Source organism: Planktothrix tepida PCC 9214 (assembly GCF_900009145.1).
Lineage (GTDB): Bacteria > Cyanobacteriota > Cyanobacteriia > Cyanobacteriales > Microcoleaceae > Planktothrix > Planktothrix tepida.
In genome coordinates, this window is sequence record NZ_LN889782.1 from 72,046 (window position 1) to 90,628 (window position 18,583).

17 protein-coding genes are annotated in these 18,583 nt (G+C 40.4%); 8 read left to right on the top strand and 9 right to left on the bottom strand.

Annotated features, from left to right (window positions below; all coding sequences use genetic code 11):
- Positions 1-15 precede the first annotated feature (15 nt).
- A complete protein-coding gene (locus PL9214_RS03460) occupies positions 16-1,728 on the top strand; it encodes an NB-ARC domain-containing protein (protein WP_245824164.1) in 1,713 nt (570 codons plus the stop codon).
- On the opposite strand, the gene petM is transcribed toward PL9214_RS03460, so the two are convergent.
- Complete coding sequence (gene petM / locus PL9214_RS03465; protein ID WP_437126708.1) at positions 1,702-1,818, bottom strand: cytochrome b6-f complex subunit PetM; 117 nt, start codon at positions 1,816-1,818, stop codon at positions 1,702-1,704. The genes PL9214_RS03460 and petM overlap by 27 nt on opposite strands.
- A gap of 78 nt (positions 1,819-1,896) precedes the next feature.
- Here petM and PL9214_RS03470 point away from each other — a divergent pair, with 78 nt between their 5' ends.
- Together PL9214_RS03470 and PL9214_RS03475 are read left to right on the top strand one after the other, a co-directional pair.
- Positions 1,897-2,739 carry an alpha/beta hydrolase gene (locus PL9214_RS03470; protein ID WP_072717449.1) on the top strand — a complete coding sequence of 281 codons (843 nt, stop codon included), beginning with the start codon at positions 1,897-1,899 and terminating at the stop codon, positions 2,737-2,739.
- Between the two features lie 21 nt (positions 2,740-2,760).
- Complete coding sequence (locus PL9214_RS03475) at positions 2,761-3,081, top strand: cupin domain-containing protein (protein ID WP_072717450.1); 321 nt, start codon at positions 2,761-2,763, stop codon at positions 3,079-3,081.
- A gap of 87 nt (positions 3,082-3,168) precedes the next feature.
- Here the strand turns inward: PL9214_RS03475 and PL9214_RS03480 are convergent, their stop codons facing one another.
- From PL9214_RS03480 to PL9214_RS03490, 3 genes are all read right to left on the bottom strand, one after another.
- A complete protein-coding gene (locus PL9214_RS03480) occupies positions 3,169-5,160 on the bottom strand; it encodes an iron uptake porin (protein ID WP_437126709.1) in 1,992 nt (663 codons plus the stop codon).
- Between the two features lie 160 nt (positions 5,161-5,320).
- On the bottom strand, positions 5,321-7,579 hold the full coding sequence (locus PL9214_RS03485) for a PhoX family protein (protein WP_072717453.1): 2,259 nt from the start codon (positions 7,577-7,579) through the stop codon (positions 5,321-5,323).
- Between the two features lie 203 nt (positions 7,580-7,782).
- Positions 7,783-8,523, bottom strand: coding sequence for a winged helix-turn-helix domain-containing protein (locus PL9214_RS03490; protein ID WP_072717454.1), 741 nt, complete (start codon positions 8,521-8,523; stop codon positions 7,783-7,785).
- A 505-nt stretch (positions 8,524-9,028) separates the two neighbouring features.
- On the opposite strand from PL9214_RS03490, the gene PL9214_RS03495 reads away from it, so the two are divergent.
- The gene (locus PL9214_RS03495; RefSeq protein ID WP_072717455.1) at positions 9,029-9,769 is read left to right on the top strand and encodes a creatininase family protein; all 741 of its coding nucleotides are present in this window, start codon (positions 9,029-9,031) and stop codon (positions 9,767-9,769) included.
- Positions 9,770-9,847: 78 nt separating this feature from the next.
- Here PL9214_RS03495 and PL9214_RS03500 read toward each other — a convergent pair whose 3' ends face one another.
- Both PL9214_RS03500 and PL9214_RS03505 read right to left on the bottom strand, forming a co-directional pair.
- Complete coding sequence (locus PL9214_RS03500) at positions 9,848-12,883, bottom strand: UPF0182 family protein (protein ID WP_072717456.1); 3,036 nt, start codon at positions 12,881-12,883, stop codon at positions 9,848-9,850.
- A gap of 66 nt (positions 12,884-12,949) precedes the next feature.
- Positions 12,950-13,588 (bottom strand): DNA-3-methyladenine glycosylase, encoded by a 639-nt coding sequence (locus PL9214_RS03505; protein WP_072717457.1) that lies wholly within the window; start codon positions 13,586-13,588, stop codon positions 12,950-12,952.
- Positions 13,589-13,596: 8 nt separating this feature from the next.
- Between PL9214_RS03505 and PL9214_RS32640 the strand changes: the two genes are divergently transcribed.
- Complete coding sequence (locus PL9214_RS32640; RefSeq protein ID WP_281250301.1) at positions 13,597-13,719, top strand: DUF8629 family protein; 123 nt, start codon at positions 13,597-13,599, stop codon at positions 13,717-13,719.
- 112 nt (positions 13,720-13,831) lie between these two features.
- Here the strand turns inward: PL9214_RS32640 and PL9214_RS03510 are convergent, their stop codons facing one another.
- The 3 genes from PL9214_RS03510 to PL9214_RS03520 form a co-directional block, all read right to left on the bottom strand.
- A complete protein-coding gene (locus PL9214_RS03510) occupies positions 13,832-14,077 on the bottom strand; it encodes a hypothetical protein (RefSeq protein WP_072717458.1) in 246 nt (81 codons plus the stop codon).
- A gap of 127 nt (positions 14,078-14,204) precedes the next feature.
- Entirely contained in the window at positions 14,205-14,423 is a 219-nt protein-coding gene (locus tag PL9214_RS03515) for a hypothetical protein (protein ID WP_072717459.1), read from the bottom strand.
- A 45-nt stretch (positions 14,424-14,468) separates the two neighbouring features.
- Positions 14,469-15,389, bottom strand: a complete 921-nt coding sequence (locus PL9214_RS03520) for an IS5/IS1182 family transposase (protein WP_072717461.1) — start codon at positions 15,387-15,389, stop codon at positions 14,469-14,471.
- A 63-nt stretch (positions 15,390-15,452) separates the two neighbouring features.
- Between PL9214_RS03520 and PL9214_RS03525 the strand changes: the two genes are divergently transcribed.
- The 3 genes from PL9214_RS03525 (at position 15,453) to PL9214_RS03535 (ending at position 18,530) form a co-directional block, all read left to right on the top strand.
- Positions 15,453-15,866, top strand: a complete 414-nt coding sequence (locus tag PL9214_RS03525) for a Uma2 family endonuclease (protein ID WP_083579867.1) — start codon at positions 15,453-15,455, stop codon at positions 15,864-15,866.
- Between the two features lie 312 nt (positions 15,867-16,178).
- The gene (locus PL9214_RS03530; protein ID WP_072717462.1) at positions 16,179-17,024 is read left to right on the top strand and encodes an ABC transporter permease; all 846 of its coding nucleotides are present in this window, start codon (positions 16,179-16,181) and stop codon (positions 17,022-17,024) included.
- Between the two features lie 84 nt (positions 17,025-17,108).
- Positions 17,109-18,530, top strand: coding sequence for an ABC transporter ATP-binding protein (locus PL9214_RS03535; RefSeq protein ID WP_072717463.1), 1,422 nt, complete (start codon positions 17,109-17,111; stop codon positions 18,528-18,530).
- The last annotated feature ends 53 nt before the right edge of the window (positions 18,531-18,583 follow it).

Sequence of the window (18,583 nt, forward strand, 5' to 3'; positions counted from 1 at the left end):
GTAAGAGGTTGCGTAATGGCGGGTTTACTCAGGGCGTCTGAAGAAGGGCTAAAAATCATGGACATGGTAAGACGCAATCTCGGATGGAATAAAACTGAAGATGCTTGGTGTCTCGCTGCTTTAGTTTCAACAGCTACCTTAAAGCGGTTTTGGGCTAGAATAGGAATTAGACGAGAGAACTTTATCAATATTTGCAAAGCAGTAGAAATAGAAAACTGGGAATACATAGCTGAAGGCTATAAAATTAAGAAAACAGAACCACTTTTAGCTGCCGCGATCGCAGATATCCCCCTAAACTCTGAAACTGATAAAAACTTCCCCCTCCCTGAAAATTTACCCCCCGTGAGAAATTGGGTAAATCGCACAAAAGAACTTGATATTTTAAAAGCTTCTATTACTAACTCAGATATCACAGCTATCTCAATTGTTGGATTACCAGGTATCGGAAAAACCTCCCTGATCAGCCAATTAATCCGCCAATTACACACAGAAAATACCTGCTTTACCGCCGTCGTTTGGCAATCATTAGAATCGGCAACAGGTAAAGCACCGCCCTTTGATCGCATAATTGACTCCCTGCTATTTACCCTTTCCAACGGCGACATTACTGCTGAAAATGACTGTGGCAAAAAAACTGAAAATCTGCTCAAAATCCTTAGAGAAAAACATTGCTTGCTCGTTTTCGATCGCGCTGACACACTTTTGAAAGCAGGAAAGGCAAAAGCTGCTGGTTATTTCTCCGAAAATTGTACCGAATATGCTTGGTTATTCAAACAACTATTAGAAACAGAACATCAAAGCAAAATCCTATTCACCAGTCGTGAAAGTTTAGCGGAATTACCACCAAGTCTTACCCGTGAAATCCAGCTAAATGGACTCAATCAAGATGCAGCAATTACCTTATTAAAATATTTTAATCTAACAGGGAATGAAGAAGAATTAGCCGAATTATCAGCACGCTATCAAGGACATCCTAAAGCCTTGCAATTGGTAGCTTCCTTAATTCGGGATGATGACGAATTTCAGGGAAATGTAGGAAAATTTTTGCAGGATAGAGACTGGTTATTAATCCGAGATATCAAAAAGTTAATTGATGAAATAATAGCGCGTCTTAGTGAAATAGAGCAAACTTGTCTGAGCCGAATTTCTGTCTATCAAACTTCAGAATATCCCCTATCTTTTGCTGCAATTGCTACTCAAATGCCAGAAGTGAGTAAATATGAACTCAAAGAAAATATTATCCTGGCTCTCAAGCGTCGGCAATTGCTATATTATGATTGCCAACGCGAATCCTATAAATTGCATCCCCTAGTCCAAGAAAAAGGCGATCGCTTGTTGAATCAAAACCCTAAAAATGTCAGCATAGCCCATCGTCAAGCTTATCGTTATTATATCAGTATTCCGCTCAAACCTAAATCTGAATGGCAAAATATTGAGGATATTAAGCCCTTAATCAGAGCGCACTATCATGCGTCTCAGGCAGAAGATTTAGACGCAGCAAAGGCGATAATTGCTGAAGTAGGCGAGGTTATTGATTGGGTGCGGGGTTTTATCCAGATATTTGTCACCCACCGAGCAATGCTGACTATCCCAGTTAGACTGTTGACGGTTGAGGAGTCAGAGGAAACAGAGGAAATAAAGGTACAGGCCAAAAACCAATTTTCTCCCACCTCCCCGGCTCCCCCGGCTCCTCCTACTCCCCTATTCTCCGCCTTGGATTTTCAGTAACAGAAAGCCACCACCAAGACCGACGAGAATTAAAGAAAAGCAGACCAGGGCGGTTGAGAAGATTTCTCCTGTCATGTATTGCATCTCCATTTATGATAATTAAGGCTTATTGTATCGGATTGTTGACACCCCCTATCAGGATTTGAACGCCTAACCTAATTTATATTTATGTCCAATTTTGCTGAACTGGGACGTTTCTTTTTCGAGGGGTTAGAGGTTTACCCCAATATTGCCTATCGTCAAATCAATGATGTTAGGGTTTATTTGGATATCTATAAGCCCAGAAACCTCACAGGAACAAATAAAACCTTAGTTGCCATTCATGGAGGAGGGTGGATATCGGGAACCAAGGAGGAAGTGCTTCCACAATTGATTCCGTTTTTAACTCAAGGATGGTCTGTTGTTAATGTTGAATATCGTTTAGGAACTGTCGCGTTAGCTCCGGCGGCGGTTGAAGATGTTCGTTGTGCCTTGCGTTGGGTATTTTCCAATGGGTCTAAATATCAATTTGACCTCAATAAAATTGTTGTAATTGGGGGTTCAGCCGGAGGACATTTAGCAACTTTATGTAGTATTTTACCCAATTCTGCTGGATTCGATAGATTGACTGAAATCTCTGATTACAATCACTCTGAAAACTTACCCAAACTAAACGTTGCTGCCATTATTAATTTGTTTGGGATTATGGATGTTAACGATATTCTAAGCGGAATTAATCGCAAAGATTATGCAGTTTTTTGGTTTGGAAAACAACCCAATATCGAGGAATTAGCTCATAAAATTTCCCCGATTAATTATGTTCGCTCTGGATTACCCCCTGTATTAACAATTCATGGAAATCAAGATGAATTAGTTCCCTATCAACAAGCGGTTAAAATGCACCAAAAGTTAGATGACTTTAGGGTTCCTAATCAATTATTAACCTTAACAGGGGCAGGACATGGTAACTTTTCCCCAGAACAAGCTTATTTAATCTATCAAACTATTCAAGACTTTTTGCAAACTTATTAACTCAGCTAAAAGGATGAAACCATGAGTCAAACTGTTTGGAATTTACAGGATAAAATTCAATACTCAGACCATGGAATTTTAAGTTCCGTGATTTGGAAAGATAATATCTGCCAGTATACCCTATTTTGTTTAGCAGAAGGAACGGATATTTCTGAACATACCTCTAGCCGAAATGCAACAGTTCAAGTTTTAGAAGGGCAAGGAATTTTAACGTTAAATGGCGAAGAGATTCGATTAGAACCAGGAGTTTTTATCTTCATGGCTGCTAACGTGCCCCATGGGTTAAAAGCCGAGTCTAATTTAGCCTTTTTACTGACCCTATCTATCCCAGAAGATCATTAGTATAAAAAGTTCTAATAAGCACAAAAAAAAAGAGAGGAAACTCTGGTTTCCTCTCTTCCATACAGGATTGATAAGAACTCTTTCCCTTTAGAAGCGGAATTGAGTCCGCAGTGTTCCGACAACAATCGTACTGTTGTTGCTGTTATGATCTGGGTTAGTTACCACATAGAAGCCCGGAGTAATGGCAATGTAGTCATTGATGGGATAGCGATAGAACCCTTCAACGTGAATCGAGGTATCATGATCTTCTAGAGCACTGATATCGTGGCTGGTCACTTTGGGAGGCATACCCACGATTAAACCACCTAAGCCACCTTCTTTGAAGACATCAGGGAAGGCTAAAGTGACAGCCCAGTTGATAATGGTCGCGGTATTATTGCCACCTTGTTTTTGATCAGCCCAGGTTGAACCAAACCAGCCGCCTAACTCAAAGTTTTTGGAGAGGCGCCAGTTGGCTTGGAACCCTAAGTTTTCAGTGGTTGTGGAATTGTCACCAAAGGGTCTATTGGCAATCCAGCTACCCGTACCTCCACTAATCAACGATGACGAAGCCGCCATGTCATCAGAAGAGAAGTAGCGGTGGTTATATTCCAAAGAAACACCAATCTTAGGACTGGGGTTAAACAGCAATTGCAGACCTGTACTGTAACCGCCATTGAACAAGCCACGACCTTGATCAGCGTATTCAGCTTGGCTGGCTAAGTAACCTAAGTTCAGTTTGAACTTGTCATTGAAGGCATATTTCAGAGCCACCCCGGTTCCTTCAGGGCCACGGAATGTGGTTGGGTTATAGCGACCAAAACGGGAGATGGAACCATCCCCAGAGCCACCGAAGGGAGTTACATAGTCATAAATATCATCTAAGTCAAGACCATTAGCCCCAACGTAGACTTGACCTTTACCATTGCCGACTGGGAAGCGATAGTACAAGTCATCCAAAAAAATCCCATTGTTTTGGCCATCAATGCCGGTACGACTCATCAACGTATTGGTGATGTCGTAGTTAGAGAGGTTAGGAATGGATCTAGCTTCTAACCGTGTTCTTAATAAATCTTGGCCGGTGAAACTGGTATCAAAGTTCAAACGAGCGCGATAGCCGAAATAGGCTTCGGTTGGATCGCTATCTTCAGGGGCAAAGTTACCCACGACGTTGTTAGTCGCGCGATCGCCTGCCGCATCACCCATCCAGAAGATCACTTCCCCACGCAGTTTGGTGGTGGTGGAGAACTGATTCGCTTCTAATTCTGCGGTTCTCGCTTCTAAGGCATAGACGCGACCGCGCAGGGTTGCCAATTCTGCTGCAAACTCTTCTTGTAAGCGTTGCAGAACCGCTAAATCTTCACGGGTCACTAAGTTAGCGACAGAAGCAGCAATCAGTTCGTTAACCCGTTCTAAACAGGCATTTAAACCCGCCGCGAACTCGTAACGGGTCATGGCACGGTTGCCTTTATAGGTTCCATCGGGATAACCCGCGATACAACCGTAGCGTTCCACAAGGGACTGTAAGGCTTGGAAAGCCCAGTCAGTGGGTTGAACGTCAGATAATTGAGAAACCGATGTCACCTGCTCTAAGGCATCAGTGACTTCAGAATACTCATTAATCTGTTCTAAGTCTGATCCTTGGGTTTCCGGGGATTCAACCGCTTCCATCTGAGCGACTTGGAACTCAGAAGCTTGAGCAGTTTGTAGCGGTACTGAAGCCTCTGAGGACGCACTCACGAATTCACTAGCGGGGCTGGTGATAGGTTGAGCCGTGGCAACAGTCTGCGGTTCCATCTGAGTCGGAGACTCACCATTGACCAGATTAGTAGGTTCAACGGCAACATCAGCATCAGGAGCCACTGACAGAGCCAGTTGCTCTGCGGATGACTCGGAATTGGCTTGATGTTGCAAATCAGTATTTTGTCCAGACGGGGCAACAGCACGGGCAGCTTCGATGGTGATTGAAGCCGGATCTGCTGCATTTGCCAACTTCTCCGATGGAGCCTCGGTTGCTAAGGCTGCATTGGTTAAGAGAAGGGCCGCTCCCAGAACGCCCGGACTCTGCTTTAGAGTGTTCAATAAAACTTTGTTCATCATCTCAATTCTCACACCGACACTTAAAATACCTGAAGCAAGGGAGTCCCCAGCTCGATTGAACCAATAGTATCATATCTTAACTAGAGTTTCTCCTGCGTCAAGTAGGTAAACACAAAGTCAAGACTGATTTTTAACCCTATTCTATCAGTAGAAGCTTGGCTTAGACCGGGTTTCGCTTCTCAACAAGGGGTTGAGAATTGATTCGTCGAATTGCTACAACTGATGGCTTAGGGGGGTCATTGGGTTTCTTAGTGGGCCAGTTCGATCCGACAGGAACCTGACGAGTTTGCATAAACTCTTCTCCCTCGGTAGTTTGCAATGCAAATTGAAGTGTTTTTGTTGCCATATTCTGACGAGTCCGGTGCAACTCACCCGGATGTTGAGCTGCCATAAATAGGGTTTTTTGATCTGGAGTAAAAAACGGCCCCGTCATTTCAGATTCCATTGGCCCGATGGCAAATAAAAAGGCTTGACCCGCAGCGTCCCCAGAGGTTGGCAAAAACCAAACCGAATTATTGCCATACACCCCTAATAAATCCTTTCCCTCTAAAGGTTGTTGGTTTTGATCCAAACGACCTTGGGTAACGGGCTGATTGTGTTTACTGGTGGAAATATCCGTTACCATCCATAAATTCCCCGCCCCATCCACGGCTAAATTATCGGGGTTGGAAAACCCTAACCCCCCTTCAGCGACTTCTCCCCCCGTGGCGAACATTTGCCATCGGAAGGTCATCGCCTGGGGGACATTCCCCTCTTCTACTAAACGCATCACCCATCCGTATTGATAGGGTTTTTCTTGAGAAGGATGTTTAAAAATCTGTAGGTTAGGCCCCCCCGTTTCAGCATTCGCCTCACCGGAGGTAAACGCAATAAATAAGGAGCCATCTGGCCCAACCTCTATATCTTCGGGTCGAGCCGTACAAGTTGCTCCAACAGCACTCGCGGCTAAGTGAGCATCAATTAATATCGCGCCTTGTTGCTCTTCTGGATTTCCGGTATATAAATTGCCAAGGGTTTTAAAGCGTTGTTTAAAGCGTTGGATGTCCTCATTGGTTTTAGCGACAAAATTGCCGCCATCAGGTCGTTGAGGTAAACTAATCACGCCTCCAGCATGAACATTAGGAAGATCGGGATTGACGGTTGTATCGGCTTTTAAAGGAATCCAACGACCTGTACCATCAGGATTAAATTGAGCCGCGTACAACATCCCCTCGGATAATAACTGGGAATTTTTTTTATCCTGGGCATTTTTAACAGTGTTTTTACTGACAAATTTATATAAATGTCCGCTTAGGCGATCGCATCCTGAATAAAATGCTAAGGGTTGACCTGCTTCCACCCGCACCCCAACCGCTTCATGACGATAACGTCCGAGCCAAGTATGTTTTGTTCCATAATCCTGTGGATTCGTGGGATCAACTTCCACAATCCAACCATATTTATTCCCAGCTAGTCCAAAAACATTTCCTAAACCCTCCATTTCATCTAAAACAAAAGGGGTTTCACCCGGTTCATAAGCACTCCCATCGGGATAAACGGCTTCAGGAACATAACTTTGGAAATTTTCTTCCGCACTCAAAACCGTTCCCCAAGGCGTTGTTCCTCCGGCACAATTACTAAAAGTCCCAATAATTTTTTCTCCGAAGGGATCGTTATACCCCTTACCTTTTTTCCGAAATATGGCAACGGCTGGCCCTGTCGCTTTTAAATAATGTTGATCTTTCCACCCTGATAGTCCGGTAATTCGTCGATCATTTGGGGAATAGGTTCGCACCCAACGGCCATCGGCTTGACGCTGAATGGAAATTACCCCCATCCCTAAATCAATTAATCCTTCTTGGGAGAGTTGTACAATTTCCTGTCGTAATACATCTTTTTCAGGTAATGCAAACGCATTAATTTTTTGATTTTGAGTTAAGGACTGAATTTTTTTCAAAGATAACGGTTTTCCAATTACCTGTGAGTAGGTTTCAAACCAAATCCCCGGACTAATATACTCAAAATTAACCGTCAAAAAACCTTCATTTTCTCCGGTTGGCACAAAGGAAACATAATCATTGTTATATCCAAACCGAGAATTTCCGACTGGATCTCCCCAACTTGCAATGACATCATAAGTAAATCCTTCGGGTAGCACTAAATCATCTACAACTTGATAGGTACTGTAGGCTTGAATTTGATTGGAGACAGAGGGAACACTAACGAGATTTGTAGATTCAGAGAGGTGAGCCTGATTCAGTAAATCAGAGGCGTTTGGTAATGGCCCTTTGATCGGTTTGAAGGGTAAGGATGGGGGACTTTTGGGTGGCGAAGATGAGCTTATCAAAGGTAACTTTTTTGACTCCTGGCAAGATCCGACTGCTACTGTCGTAAAACTGGCAGAAAATAAGAATAGAAAATCACGGCGCTTCAGTGACATAAAACTTTTAAGCGGTATTGATGATTGAGTTGAAGAACTTTCATGATTATAAATAAGCCTGACATAAATACTCCCATTTTATTGAATAAAAGGGAGTATTTAAAGGTATGCCATTGTTCATGGGGATAGTGCTGAACGCTTAATTAAAATTGTTTCAGTCTGTTAATTCCAAACCAATTAAGTTGTCTTCAGACCTGAGAATATCAACCTAATCGATAACCAAACCCCCGAACCGTAATAATATATTCGGGTTTGCTAGGATTGAGTTCTAATTTTTCTCGTAACCAACGAATATGAACATCAACGGTTTTACTATCTCCAATAAAATCCTGTCCCCAGATAATATCTAATAATTGTTCTCGTGACCAAACTCTCCGGGGATAACTCATGAAAAGTTCTAGTAACCGAAATTGTTTCGGGGACAGTTTAATTTCTTCGCCCCGCAGCAAAACGCGACATTCTTCTGGATATAGGATAACTTCTTTATATTGCAACATAACGGGTGCAGGGAGTTGACCGAGGCGTTGACGACGCATTAACGCCCGACAACGCGCCATAAACTCCCGAATTCCAAAGGGTTTAGTGAGATAGTCATCGGCGCCTGCTTCTAAATAAAAAGCCGAATTATTGGCACTTTCCCGCAACCCAATAATTAAAATCGGGACAGAATTTCCTTGATGTCGTAACATACGACACAGATCTAACCCATTAATCGAGTCCATAATTAAAAGGTTAAAGGGAAATTCGCTGATGGCAGAAGTCGGGTTTTGGATTGAGGGCAGAGCATCTCGCCCATCTAAAGCCACGATGACACGATAACCTTGTTCTTCTAACGCCAGGGAAAGCATCTCCCGCCAAGGTTGTTCATTTTCTAACAGTAAAATTTGACCATTGTTTCTGACATCGGAACGGGAAGAACTCTCGCTTAATTCAGGAGAAAACATAAATTTTGTTGGGTTGGATGGGAACAGAGTAGGGAAAGCAGAAATTAAGGGTCGCTGCTAACCATTCGGCATTCTGAGGAGTTAGCCGAGTGTTAACCATCCAACATAAATATGTTCTCCGTTGCGAATTCCTTCACAGAGGGAATCCCGGTATTGAACTGCTACAACAAATCCTACCCCGGGCTTGGTGGGGGGGTCGTCAGACTCATCCTGATTGGGCTTCGGTTCTAGGTTTTTAAGCATTGTTCACGCTCAATTTGCCTGGTTGTTTGGAATCTGAATTAGTGGAGATGGCTTTTATGGTATTAGGAGAAGGTTAACACAAGGTAAAGCTAGGGTAATCTTTAGGTTAAATTATTCTAATCAAATGAAAATTTGAAAACGATTGGGATTGATATAGATTGATCGCTCAATTCGCAGGATTATCGTCGCTCTGTCTTGGTATCCAAACCGATAGATTAAATCGCTACAATAAAAGAGATTGATTTTAACTTAACTTAACATAATGTTACTGCATCTGAGCACTTGGCAAGAAGTCGAAACTTACCTGAGCCATTCTTCAGGTATTATTATTCCCATTGGTTCTACAGAACAACATGGCCCAACGGGATTGATCGGGACGGATGCGATTTGCGCCGAAGCGATCGCCAAAGGAGTTGGAGAAGCCACCCAAGCTTTAGTTAGTCCCACTATCAACGTCGGTATGGCTTTACACCACACCGCCTTTCCAGGCACAATCAGCCTTAAACCGACCACCTTAATTCAGGTAGTCAAAGATTATATCACAAGTTTAACGCGGGTCGGGTTTACTCACTACTTTTTTATTAACGGACATGGAGGCAATATTGCTACACTGAAAGCCGCTTTTTCGGAAACTTACGCTCATGTTGCAGATATCAATTTACCTAAAGCTTATCAAGTCAAATGTCAAGTGGGAAATTGGTTTATGTGTAGCTCCGTTTATAAATTAGCTAAAGAGTTATATGGAGATCAAGAAGGTTCCCATGCTACACCGAGCGAAGTGGCGTTAACCCAATATATTTATCCTGATGCGATTAAGCAAGCCCCCCTAACACCGGAAGTAGCGAAAGGATATCCTATTTATGGTGCACAGGATTTTCGTCAACATTATCCCGATGGTAGGATGGGGTCTAATCCTGCGTTAGCCACTCCTGAACAGGGTCAACAATTTTATGAATTAGCCGTTAAAGAATTGAGTCAAAGCTATTTAGAGTTTCTACAGTAGAGGGGAATAGGGAATCGGAAAATTTCATTAGCTACCCGATGAGTGTTAGCCAATATTGTTCCTGATTCCCTATTTCCTTTAACTGGGTTGAGGTTGAGGTAATTTAATATTTTCAGGTGGAAGAATAGGGGCAGCTTTAAAGACATCTTTTAACGCTTGTTCTAAGGTCGGTCGCATCACAATTCGATTTTCACTCGCTACAATTACTCGAACTAACGTGGGTAAACTATTTTCAGTTGCTTCTAAATATAAAGGTTCAACATAAAGCAAAGATTGTTCAATGGGAATGACTAATAAATTCCCTTGAATTACCCGTGATCCTTGACGATTCCACAGGGAAATTTGTTCGGAAATGTCTGGTTCTTGGTTAATTAAAGCTTCCACCTGTTCCGGGCCAAAAATTAAGCGTTGTTTGGGGAAACGATATAACAATAAATGTCCATAATTCTCTAAGTCAGAACGTGCCGCTAACCAGGCGACTAAATTATTGCGACTGGCGGGAGTAAAGGGGTGAAGAAGAATAAATTCTTCGGATTTTTCCGTCGGTAATCGCATGATTAAATAATAAGGTTCAACCGCTTGTTGTTTATCTCCATAAATTTCAACAGGAACCCGCCAAAGGTCTTCTCGATTATAAAAAACAATGGGATCACTCATGTGATAGGTGAGTAAATGTTGAGATTGAATTTTAAATAAATCAATGGGGTAGCGAATATGCTGACGCAGCATGGTTGGCATTTCTTCAATGGGATGAAATAAATCAGGAAAAACTGTTCTGAGTGTTGAGATAATGGGGTCTTGAGTTTGTTCTAAATAATAAAACTTGATTTTTCCATTATAGGCATCCACAATAATTTTAACGGAATTACGAATATAATTAAATCCGGCTTCTTCTGGATCAGAATAGGGATAAAAATTACTGGTTGTATAGGCATCAATCATCCAATATAAATAGTTATGGTCAGTTGATGGAGCTTGAGGATCTGATTCAGAATTCTCAAAATCAGCATCAGCAACCACTAAATAAGGATTGCTATCATAATGAAGAAAAGGGGCGATCTCTTTAATGCGTTCTAATATATTTCGTCGAAAAAGTAATTTTGTTTCCGAGGTAAAGTTATCCGTAAATAACATTTGCCAGTTCTTTAAAAAATAGGCAAATAAAAACCGTTTCCATCCGGTTCCAATAACAATTCCTCCCTCTCCATCATAAACATTATAAACATTCTCATTTCCCAAGGGAAAATCCAGTTCTTTTACCTGAGTTGAAGTCATGATTTGAGTATTCGTGAGTAACCCATAATACAGTCGAGGTTTACCAATGGGAATGGTATCCTGAATGCGGGGAGAAACTTGTAAGGTTGTATTTTCATCTAATTGTGGATCAGCACCAATATCTTTAACAAAATATTCAGGAAGTCCTCCCTCAGCAACGGTATTAACCGGAGATAAAGTAAAGCCGTAACCATGAGTATAAACTAAATGTTCATTGACCCAAGTTTGTGCTTTTTGAGGAACTAATTCATAATTTAATTCACGGGGAGAAATGAGTACCTGTTGTTTTTGTGAATTCCGGCTTAACTCTCCTGAAGCTTTTTGCTTTAAAATAGAATATCGATCATAATCAGCATTAGAAAATTCATAATAAAGACGAATTTGTTGTAATTGACGATTAGTTTGTAATAAGGGTCGTTTATCCCAAAGACGAATATTATCGACGGTCAGCTTATTATTTTGTAGATCGGTGTAAGTTAATTTAGCATTAGGATCGAAAGTTTCAACGTCAATTTTATCTAAATTAAAGCCTTTGCGAGTAAATTCAATACTTTGTTTAATATAGGGTAATTCTCGCTCTAATTCGTTAGGTTGAACGATCAAACGTTGAACTAAACCGGGTATAATTCCCGTTACAATAATCGCCAATCCTAAATACCAAGTAAAAATTGTTCTGATGGAATAGCTATCAGCAAATAATTTGGCTCTGACTAAATTAGGACGTTTTCTAAAACGATACAGTTTGGTATATCTTAATAATATTTCGATATACGGGCGAATTCTTTTGACAGAAAATAGGGCTTGCCAAAGCAAGAAAATAGAAATAATTAGAGCAACAATAGATAATAATGAATAACCTGGTTTTAAGATATTAATTTCGGTATATCCCGCCCCAAAAATAACGCCTTGGTTAGAGTATAAGAGTTCATAACGAGCTAACCAATAGCGCATCGCACAACTGAACATTAAGAGTCCAGCCAAGCCGTGAAGGTGGCGTTGCTGAGGTTGGGAAAAACTAGAAAATCGTCCTTGGCTGAGACTATTACCAGATAACAAATAGATTAAACTACAGACAATAAATCCCACTAAAAATAATCCCATTAACCAAAATTCTAAAAGATGGACAATCGGAAGATTAAAAACGTAAAAGCTCAGATCTCGTCCGAATAAATGTTCTGTTTGATTAAAGGAAGTCGGATTAAAATATTGTAAAACATTTGCCCAATTACTAGAAAATACTAAGCTAAAGCCAAAACTAAAAATCAAAACTATCAAACTAAAAATAATTAAAGGTTTCCATAAAATAGCAATAATTAAACTTAATAAAACGGGTATTTTCCAAATATAGGATTTAAAGTTTTTAATCCACTGTTCAATAATTTGAGGTTCAAATTTAGCCGGAAGGGTAGAAAATAAAGGTTGGCTAGAATCCCAATGCCAATAATTGATAAAAATCTGGCTATAATGAATAATAATTAAACCTAGAAACAGGGATAAACTGATAATAATAAATAAAAGAGACGGCAAACCCAATGAAAACTTGGGTAAAGATTGATTAGAGACATCAAAAATATTAACCGGAGGTTTATTTTGTAAATGATCAGGCGAATATTGATAACGTCGGGCAATCATTATATTTCCCCCCAACCAAATTGCGGTAATCGATAAACCCAATACAGCTAAAGCAATTTCCGTGATTAATCGTTCTTTGAAAACCGATAAATAACCTACTTCCTCAAACCAGAGAAACTCAGCAAAAAATTTAGAACTTAGATCGAGAATAAATCCCAATCCCAATAGCGCCAAACTTATTTTAAAAATTAGATTTTTTTTAACCATGAAGCTTAATTTTAGCAAGATAAAGGAATTAATATGATTTTAACCTGTGACTTTAACCCCAAGGATTTATAGTTTAGAAACGGATGGACAATTAGCCAAATACCATCGCCAAGGGAGTTCCTGTCCTTGGGAGAGTCCAATGCGTGTAGTTTGGATAATAGCATTGGGCTGTTGTTCTAAACGCTGTTGAAAAGCTGAAGTCGGATGTTCTAACCATAACCCTTGGTCAGGATGTAAAGGTAAGCCATTAAACTGAGTATTAATTTGCAACAGACGACACAATTTTCCAGGGCCAGAAGCTAAACGAATCTTTTGTTTTGGGGTTAACGGTTGGGTTTGTTCTAGTGCAGCTAGAATAGAAATCGGAAGAGACTCTACCTGCAAAGCTCGAATTAAAACAGCGCTGGGAACGCCCTCTAAATCGGTAACAATATTTAAGCAGCAATACATCCCATAAATAAAATAAACATAACTAACCCCTGCTGAGCCAAACATCACGGCATTCCGAGGAGTTCGACGACGATAGGCGTGACAAGCTGGGTCATTGAGTCCATAGGCTTCTGTTTCCACTATTAAACCCCGAATTTGTTCTCCATTGGGGAGTTGTCGCACCAGAGTACACCCCAATAGTTGAGGCGCGACCTGAGTTGATGGATACTCCAACTCAGATGGGTCTACAATCAAAGGCGTTCGAGTTGAGTTCATAACCCACAATGGATATTAAATTGGTCTTAGCCGTATTAACGGTGTTATTTACCCTTTCCTGCCTGTTCTTCGGAACCAAAAACGGCTTCTATGATACCGATAACTATCACGGTAATGGTTCAGCCCATTAATTAGAATGTTGGGGGGGTCAAGACTATTTGACTAGGGTTTGACCTCTCCCCCAACCCCTCTCCTGCAAGGCGAGAGGATTAATTTATACCATTAAATCTCTATAGTAACCTGTTATCGGTTGATATCATAGGTTTCAATGATATAGGATTCAGGAATAGTTTGAACGGAAGATTGAGAAGATTTAGAATTGAGAATTAAGACAAAGATGAGGGCGATCGCACTGACAACAATTAAGACATCTACAGCATCGTTTCTTCTACTAATATATCTTTCTTTCCCACATCGAAGGCAAACCCAGTGGTTTTCGTCATGGCGATTTTGTATCCAAGGGCAACCAAAGCCATTACATTCTTGCATGGTTTTATCTCCTATTATTATAACATGAATTCGGTCTAACAACAAGGTTTTGCTGTTCTAAAATCCCCGCTAAAAATCGGTAGCTCTGGTAGAGACGTGCCATGGCGCGTCTCTACGTTAATTGTGATTAGGAACGGTTGATCATATAGTGGGCATATTGACGACCCTCGAACATGAATTGATCCGTGATGCAGGTCATCCCAAGCTTGACAGAGAGGATATGACGACTCGGAATATTAGACATCTCCGAAAATCTCCAAATGCCCTCTATCGCTACTTTTGGAATCTCTAGCACTCCTGTGCCGGCTTCTCCAAAAGTAACGGATTCATAGGCTTTTTCAGTCACATTAATAATAACTAATGAATTTTATCTCTGATATACAATTATTTCTCAAAAGAATTCTGGGCAATTCTTAGATGGTAATACAATCGCTCCTATTCGCCATCTTATTAATCCACATACTGTCAAGATTACTGCTTCATAATTTTGCCTCTTTAACCGAAATCTTTCTGAAGCAACTCGATAAATTTTTATCAGTCTTATTAAATGTTCAACTACAATCCTTTGTTGGGCTTTTAACCGATTTTCTTCTCGCTTTTCCGCCGACATCTCTTGATTCCTCAGTTTCTTATACGGTGTATTAATTGCTGTTTCTCCTACATAAGCTTTATCCCCTCTGTATTTTTGATTATTCCCCAATTCCTGGCTTCTTTCTCTCCACAATTTCAGATCACTTGTTGCTCCGGTATAACCCACAGCTACATCCACTATTTCTTTTCCATTTGGCATGACAATGACTTGATTTTTAAAGGTATGTGTCTTTTTCTTTCCTGAGTAATATTTTTTCTGCTCTTCATTGTCTGTTGGTCTTTCCCTGGGCTGTTCATAGCTATCTACTACTAACTCAAATTCCACCAGAATTTTTTCTACCCACTCCCAATCACTCTCGTTTTTTTTTACTTGCTCTAGCAAACTCGCTGGTAGTAATTCTCTCAAGATTTTTATCCAGTTATGGAAAATATCATTCGCTGTTGATTCACTGACTTCAAACTGTAACCCTAACATTTGAAATGTCGGCATTTGATGCAGATAAATTAGAGTCAGTAAGATTTGTTCCTCCACAGATAATTTCTGCCGACGACCCCCACCTGCTTTAATCAACCTGATTTTAGTTTTTTCTTTTTCCTGTCGTTTTTCTTCTTCTAATAACTCCGCAGCTTGAATGAGTTCTATCATCTGTTCATATTCCATCCCTAATAGCCTTTTTGCTTGCTGGGGATTCTTGTCCAGATAGTCTCTTAATTTACTCATCTCTAATCCGGGGTAAAATTTAATTTTATCATCTTTTTACCCCTCCTTTTTTCTATTTTGGAGATGTCTATTAATCAAATCGGTGTATCTGCTAAACTTGCTTATAGTTTCCCTGAGTTACGCTGTACTTTTGGTGGACGTTCCATTGTTCCTGATATTGTTGTTTTTGAATGGCAAAATATCCCTTTAGATGAACAAGGAGAAATCGCCAATGATGTTACGATCGCCCCAGATTGGACAATTGAAATTTTATCTCCAGAACAACAGTCAACCCGTGTGATTAATAATATTTTATTCTGTTTAAAACATCAAACTCAACTCGGTTGGTTAATAGATCCCCAGGAACGATTAGTATTAGTTTTTAAACCGAAACAAGAACTAGAAATATTTGAAGGAGAACAAATTTTACCTGTTTTAACTATATTAACAGATTATCAATTATCCGTCAATCAATTATTCAGTTGGTTAACTTTTTAAATCTTTCCTAACAATTAATTAATAGACAATCCTTAAATATTGGCTACAAATCATGACAGGGCCAAGGCTAATCAATTTCCCCAGGAGCCATTATCACGCTTCCCATCGCCTAAAACCCTCTTCCTCTAAGCAACTGAACCATTAGACTAGCTTCTGGACACTTTATATGGCACACTTATTGATTAAGATTAAATCTGGCAGTAAAAATCCAGTGGCTAGGATATTTCCCGCAGCCCTGCGAAGGATCTGAACATGAAGGATCTGAACATAAGGTGTGTGTAGTGAACGAGGACGAAAAAATTGCTGAGGTCAATGAAAGGTGTTGTGCATAGAGCGGGGCGAGTAAGTCGCTGGCGGTTTGCCAATAGCCAATTACCCCTCAAACTCAATTTGCTCAGTACATTAGTCCGAAGGGATTTAGAGGCACGATACAAAGGTTCGATTCTCGGCAACCTATGGCCCCTATTAAATCAGTTATCCCAATTGCTGATTTATACCTATGTTTTTTCGATTGTTCTGAAGGTCAAACTCAATCTTGAAGGATTTCCCGATAATGAATTAGCCTTTGGACTGTGGCTGTTTGCAGGGTTAATTCCTTGGTTTGCCTTTACCAACGGCCTAACTCAAGCGGCTGCATCAGTGGTGGGACAACCCAATTTAGTCAAAAAGGTGGTTTTTCCCCTGGGACTATTACCCCTTGTCCCGATTTTTTCAGCCTTTATTGAAAGTTCCTTTGGCTTAATTGCCTTAATTGTGCTAACCGCCTTGTCTGCTCAAATCCTGCATAGTACCATCTGGTTACTGCCGCTGGTGTGGATACCCCAAGTTCTATTAACGGCGGGATTAGGCTATCTAACGGCTGGACTCACGGTATTTTTGCGGGATATTCCCCAAAGTTTAAGTGTGATTTTGAATCTTTGGTTTTATGTCACACCAATTTTATATCCCGTGAGTAAAGTTCCTGAATCTTGGCAAGTTTGGATTATTTGGTGCAATCCCATTACTGGACTTTCAGAAGCTTATCGAGATTTAATTTTAGTCGGGGAAATGAGACATTGGGGAGAATTAGCCATATCCTCAATGATTGCCTTAGTTATTTTTTATGGAGGCTTATGGGTTTATAGGCGGTTGCGTCCAGCATTTGCTGACGTTTTATAACGGTGACAGTTCCTCACACACGCACAAGGTATTTCTAAACCGATACACAAACTGATCACTGATAAACCGGGAAATCAACAACGAATGAGCGAAATTGCTATATCTGTTAATCATGTTTCTAAATGCTTCAAACGTTATCGCCATCCGGTTGATCGATTGAAGGAAGTTTTTATGCCAAGTAAAAGTTTGGCGCATAATTTTTGGGCATTGCGGGATATTAATTTACAAGTTTGGAAAGGCCAAACCCTAGGCGTTGTTGGGCGCAATGGTTCGGGAAAAAGCACCCTATTACAAATTATTGTGGGAACTTTAACTCCCACTCACGGGGATGTGGAAGTTAATGGCCGAGTTTCAGCTTTATTAGAACTCGGTAGTGGGTTTAATCCTGAATTTACCGGACGGCAAAATGTCTTTTTTAATGGTCAATTATTAGGATTAAAAACTCAGGAAATAGAAGCTAAATTTGATGATATTGTAGCTTTTGCTGATATTGGCGATTTTATTGATCAACCGGTCAAAACCTATTCCAGTGGAATGTATGTCCGTTTAGGATTTGCGGTGGCAACCAGCGTTAATCCCGATATTTTAATTGTTGATGAAGCCTTATCTGTAGGGGATGAAGCCTTTCAACGCAAATGTTTTAGTCGAATTCATGAAATCAAAGATCGAGGCGGAACAATTTTATTTGTTTCCCATTCTGCCCCTTCAATTATTCAACTCTGTGACTCAGCTTTATTAATGGATCGGGGAGAATTATTACTCGAACATACCCCTAAAATGATCATTTCTAAATATCAAAAAATGATCTATGCCGATGCAGATCAAATGGCAATGATTCGAGGTGAGATTCAACAGTTAGGTCATAAACCTTCCCAACCTCCTGAAACTCTTTCGCCACCCTCTAAACCGAATAACTTCCATCCTGAAAACCCAGCCTCTCCTACTTCTTTATCCTCGTGGGAACCTAAAAATGGGCATTATAAAGATTATTTTGATCCGAAATTAGTCCCTGATCATCCCATTAAATATCCTTCTCGTGGGGCTGAAATTATAGAACCCCATATTACAACTTTATCTGGGGAAATTGTTAATCATTTAATTGCTCGGAATAGCTATATTTATGCTTATTCTGTTAGATTTGATAAACCAGCTTCTCATGTTCGGTTTGGAATGTTAATTAAAACGGTAAGCGGGTTTGAATTGGCGGGGGCTTCCTTTTTAGCGACTTCTCAATCAATAAAACACATTGAAGCGGGTACTGTAATTGCGATCAAATTTAAGTTTGAATGTCAATTATCCCCGGATGTTTATTTCCTAAATGCAGGAGTTTCGGGTATTGTAGATGGCGAATTTACTTATTTAGATCGCTGTATTGATGTGGGGATGTTTCGGGTTCAACCCTATGAAGAATCTTGTAGTACCGGAGTGGTAGACTTATTGATCGAACCCAGTTTAAAAGTTAAGTCCGGTCAAGTGAAGCAGCAATCTGAACTAGAATGTCTTTAAACTCAGGTAAACTATGGCAAACTGGAACAGAGCAAGTTAAACCCAAAATCAAC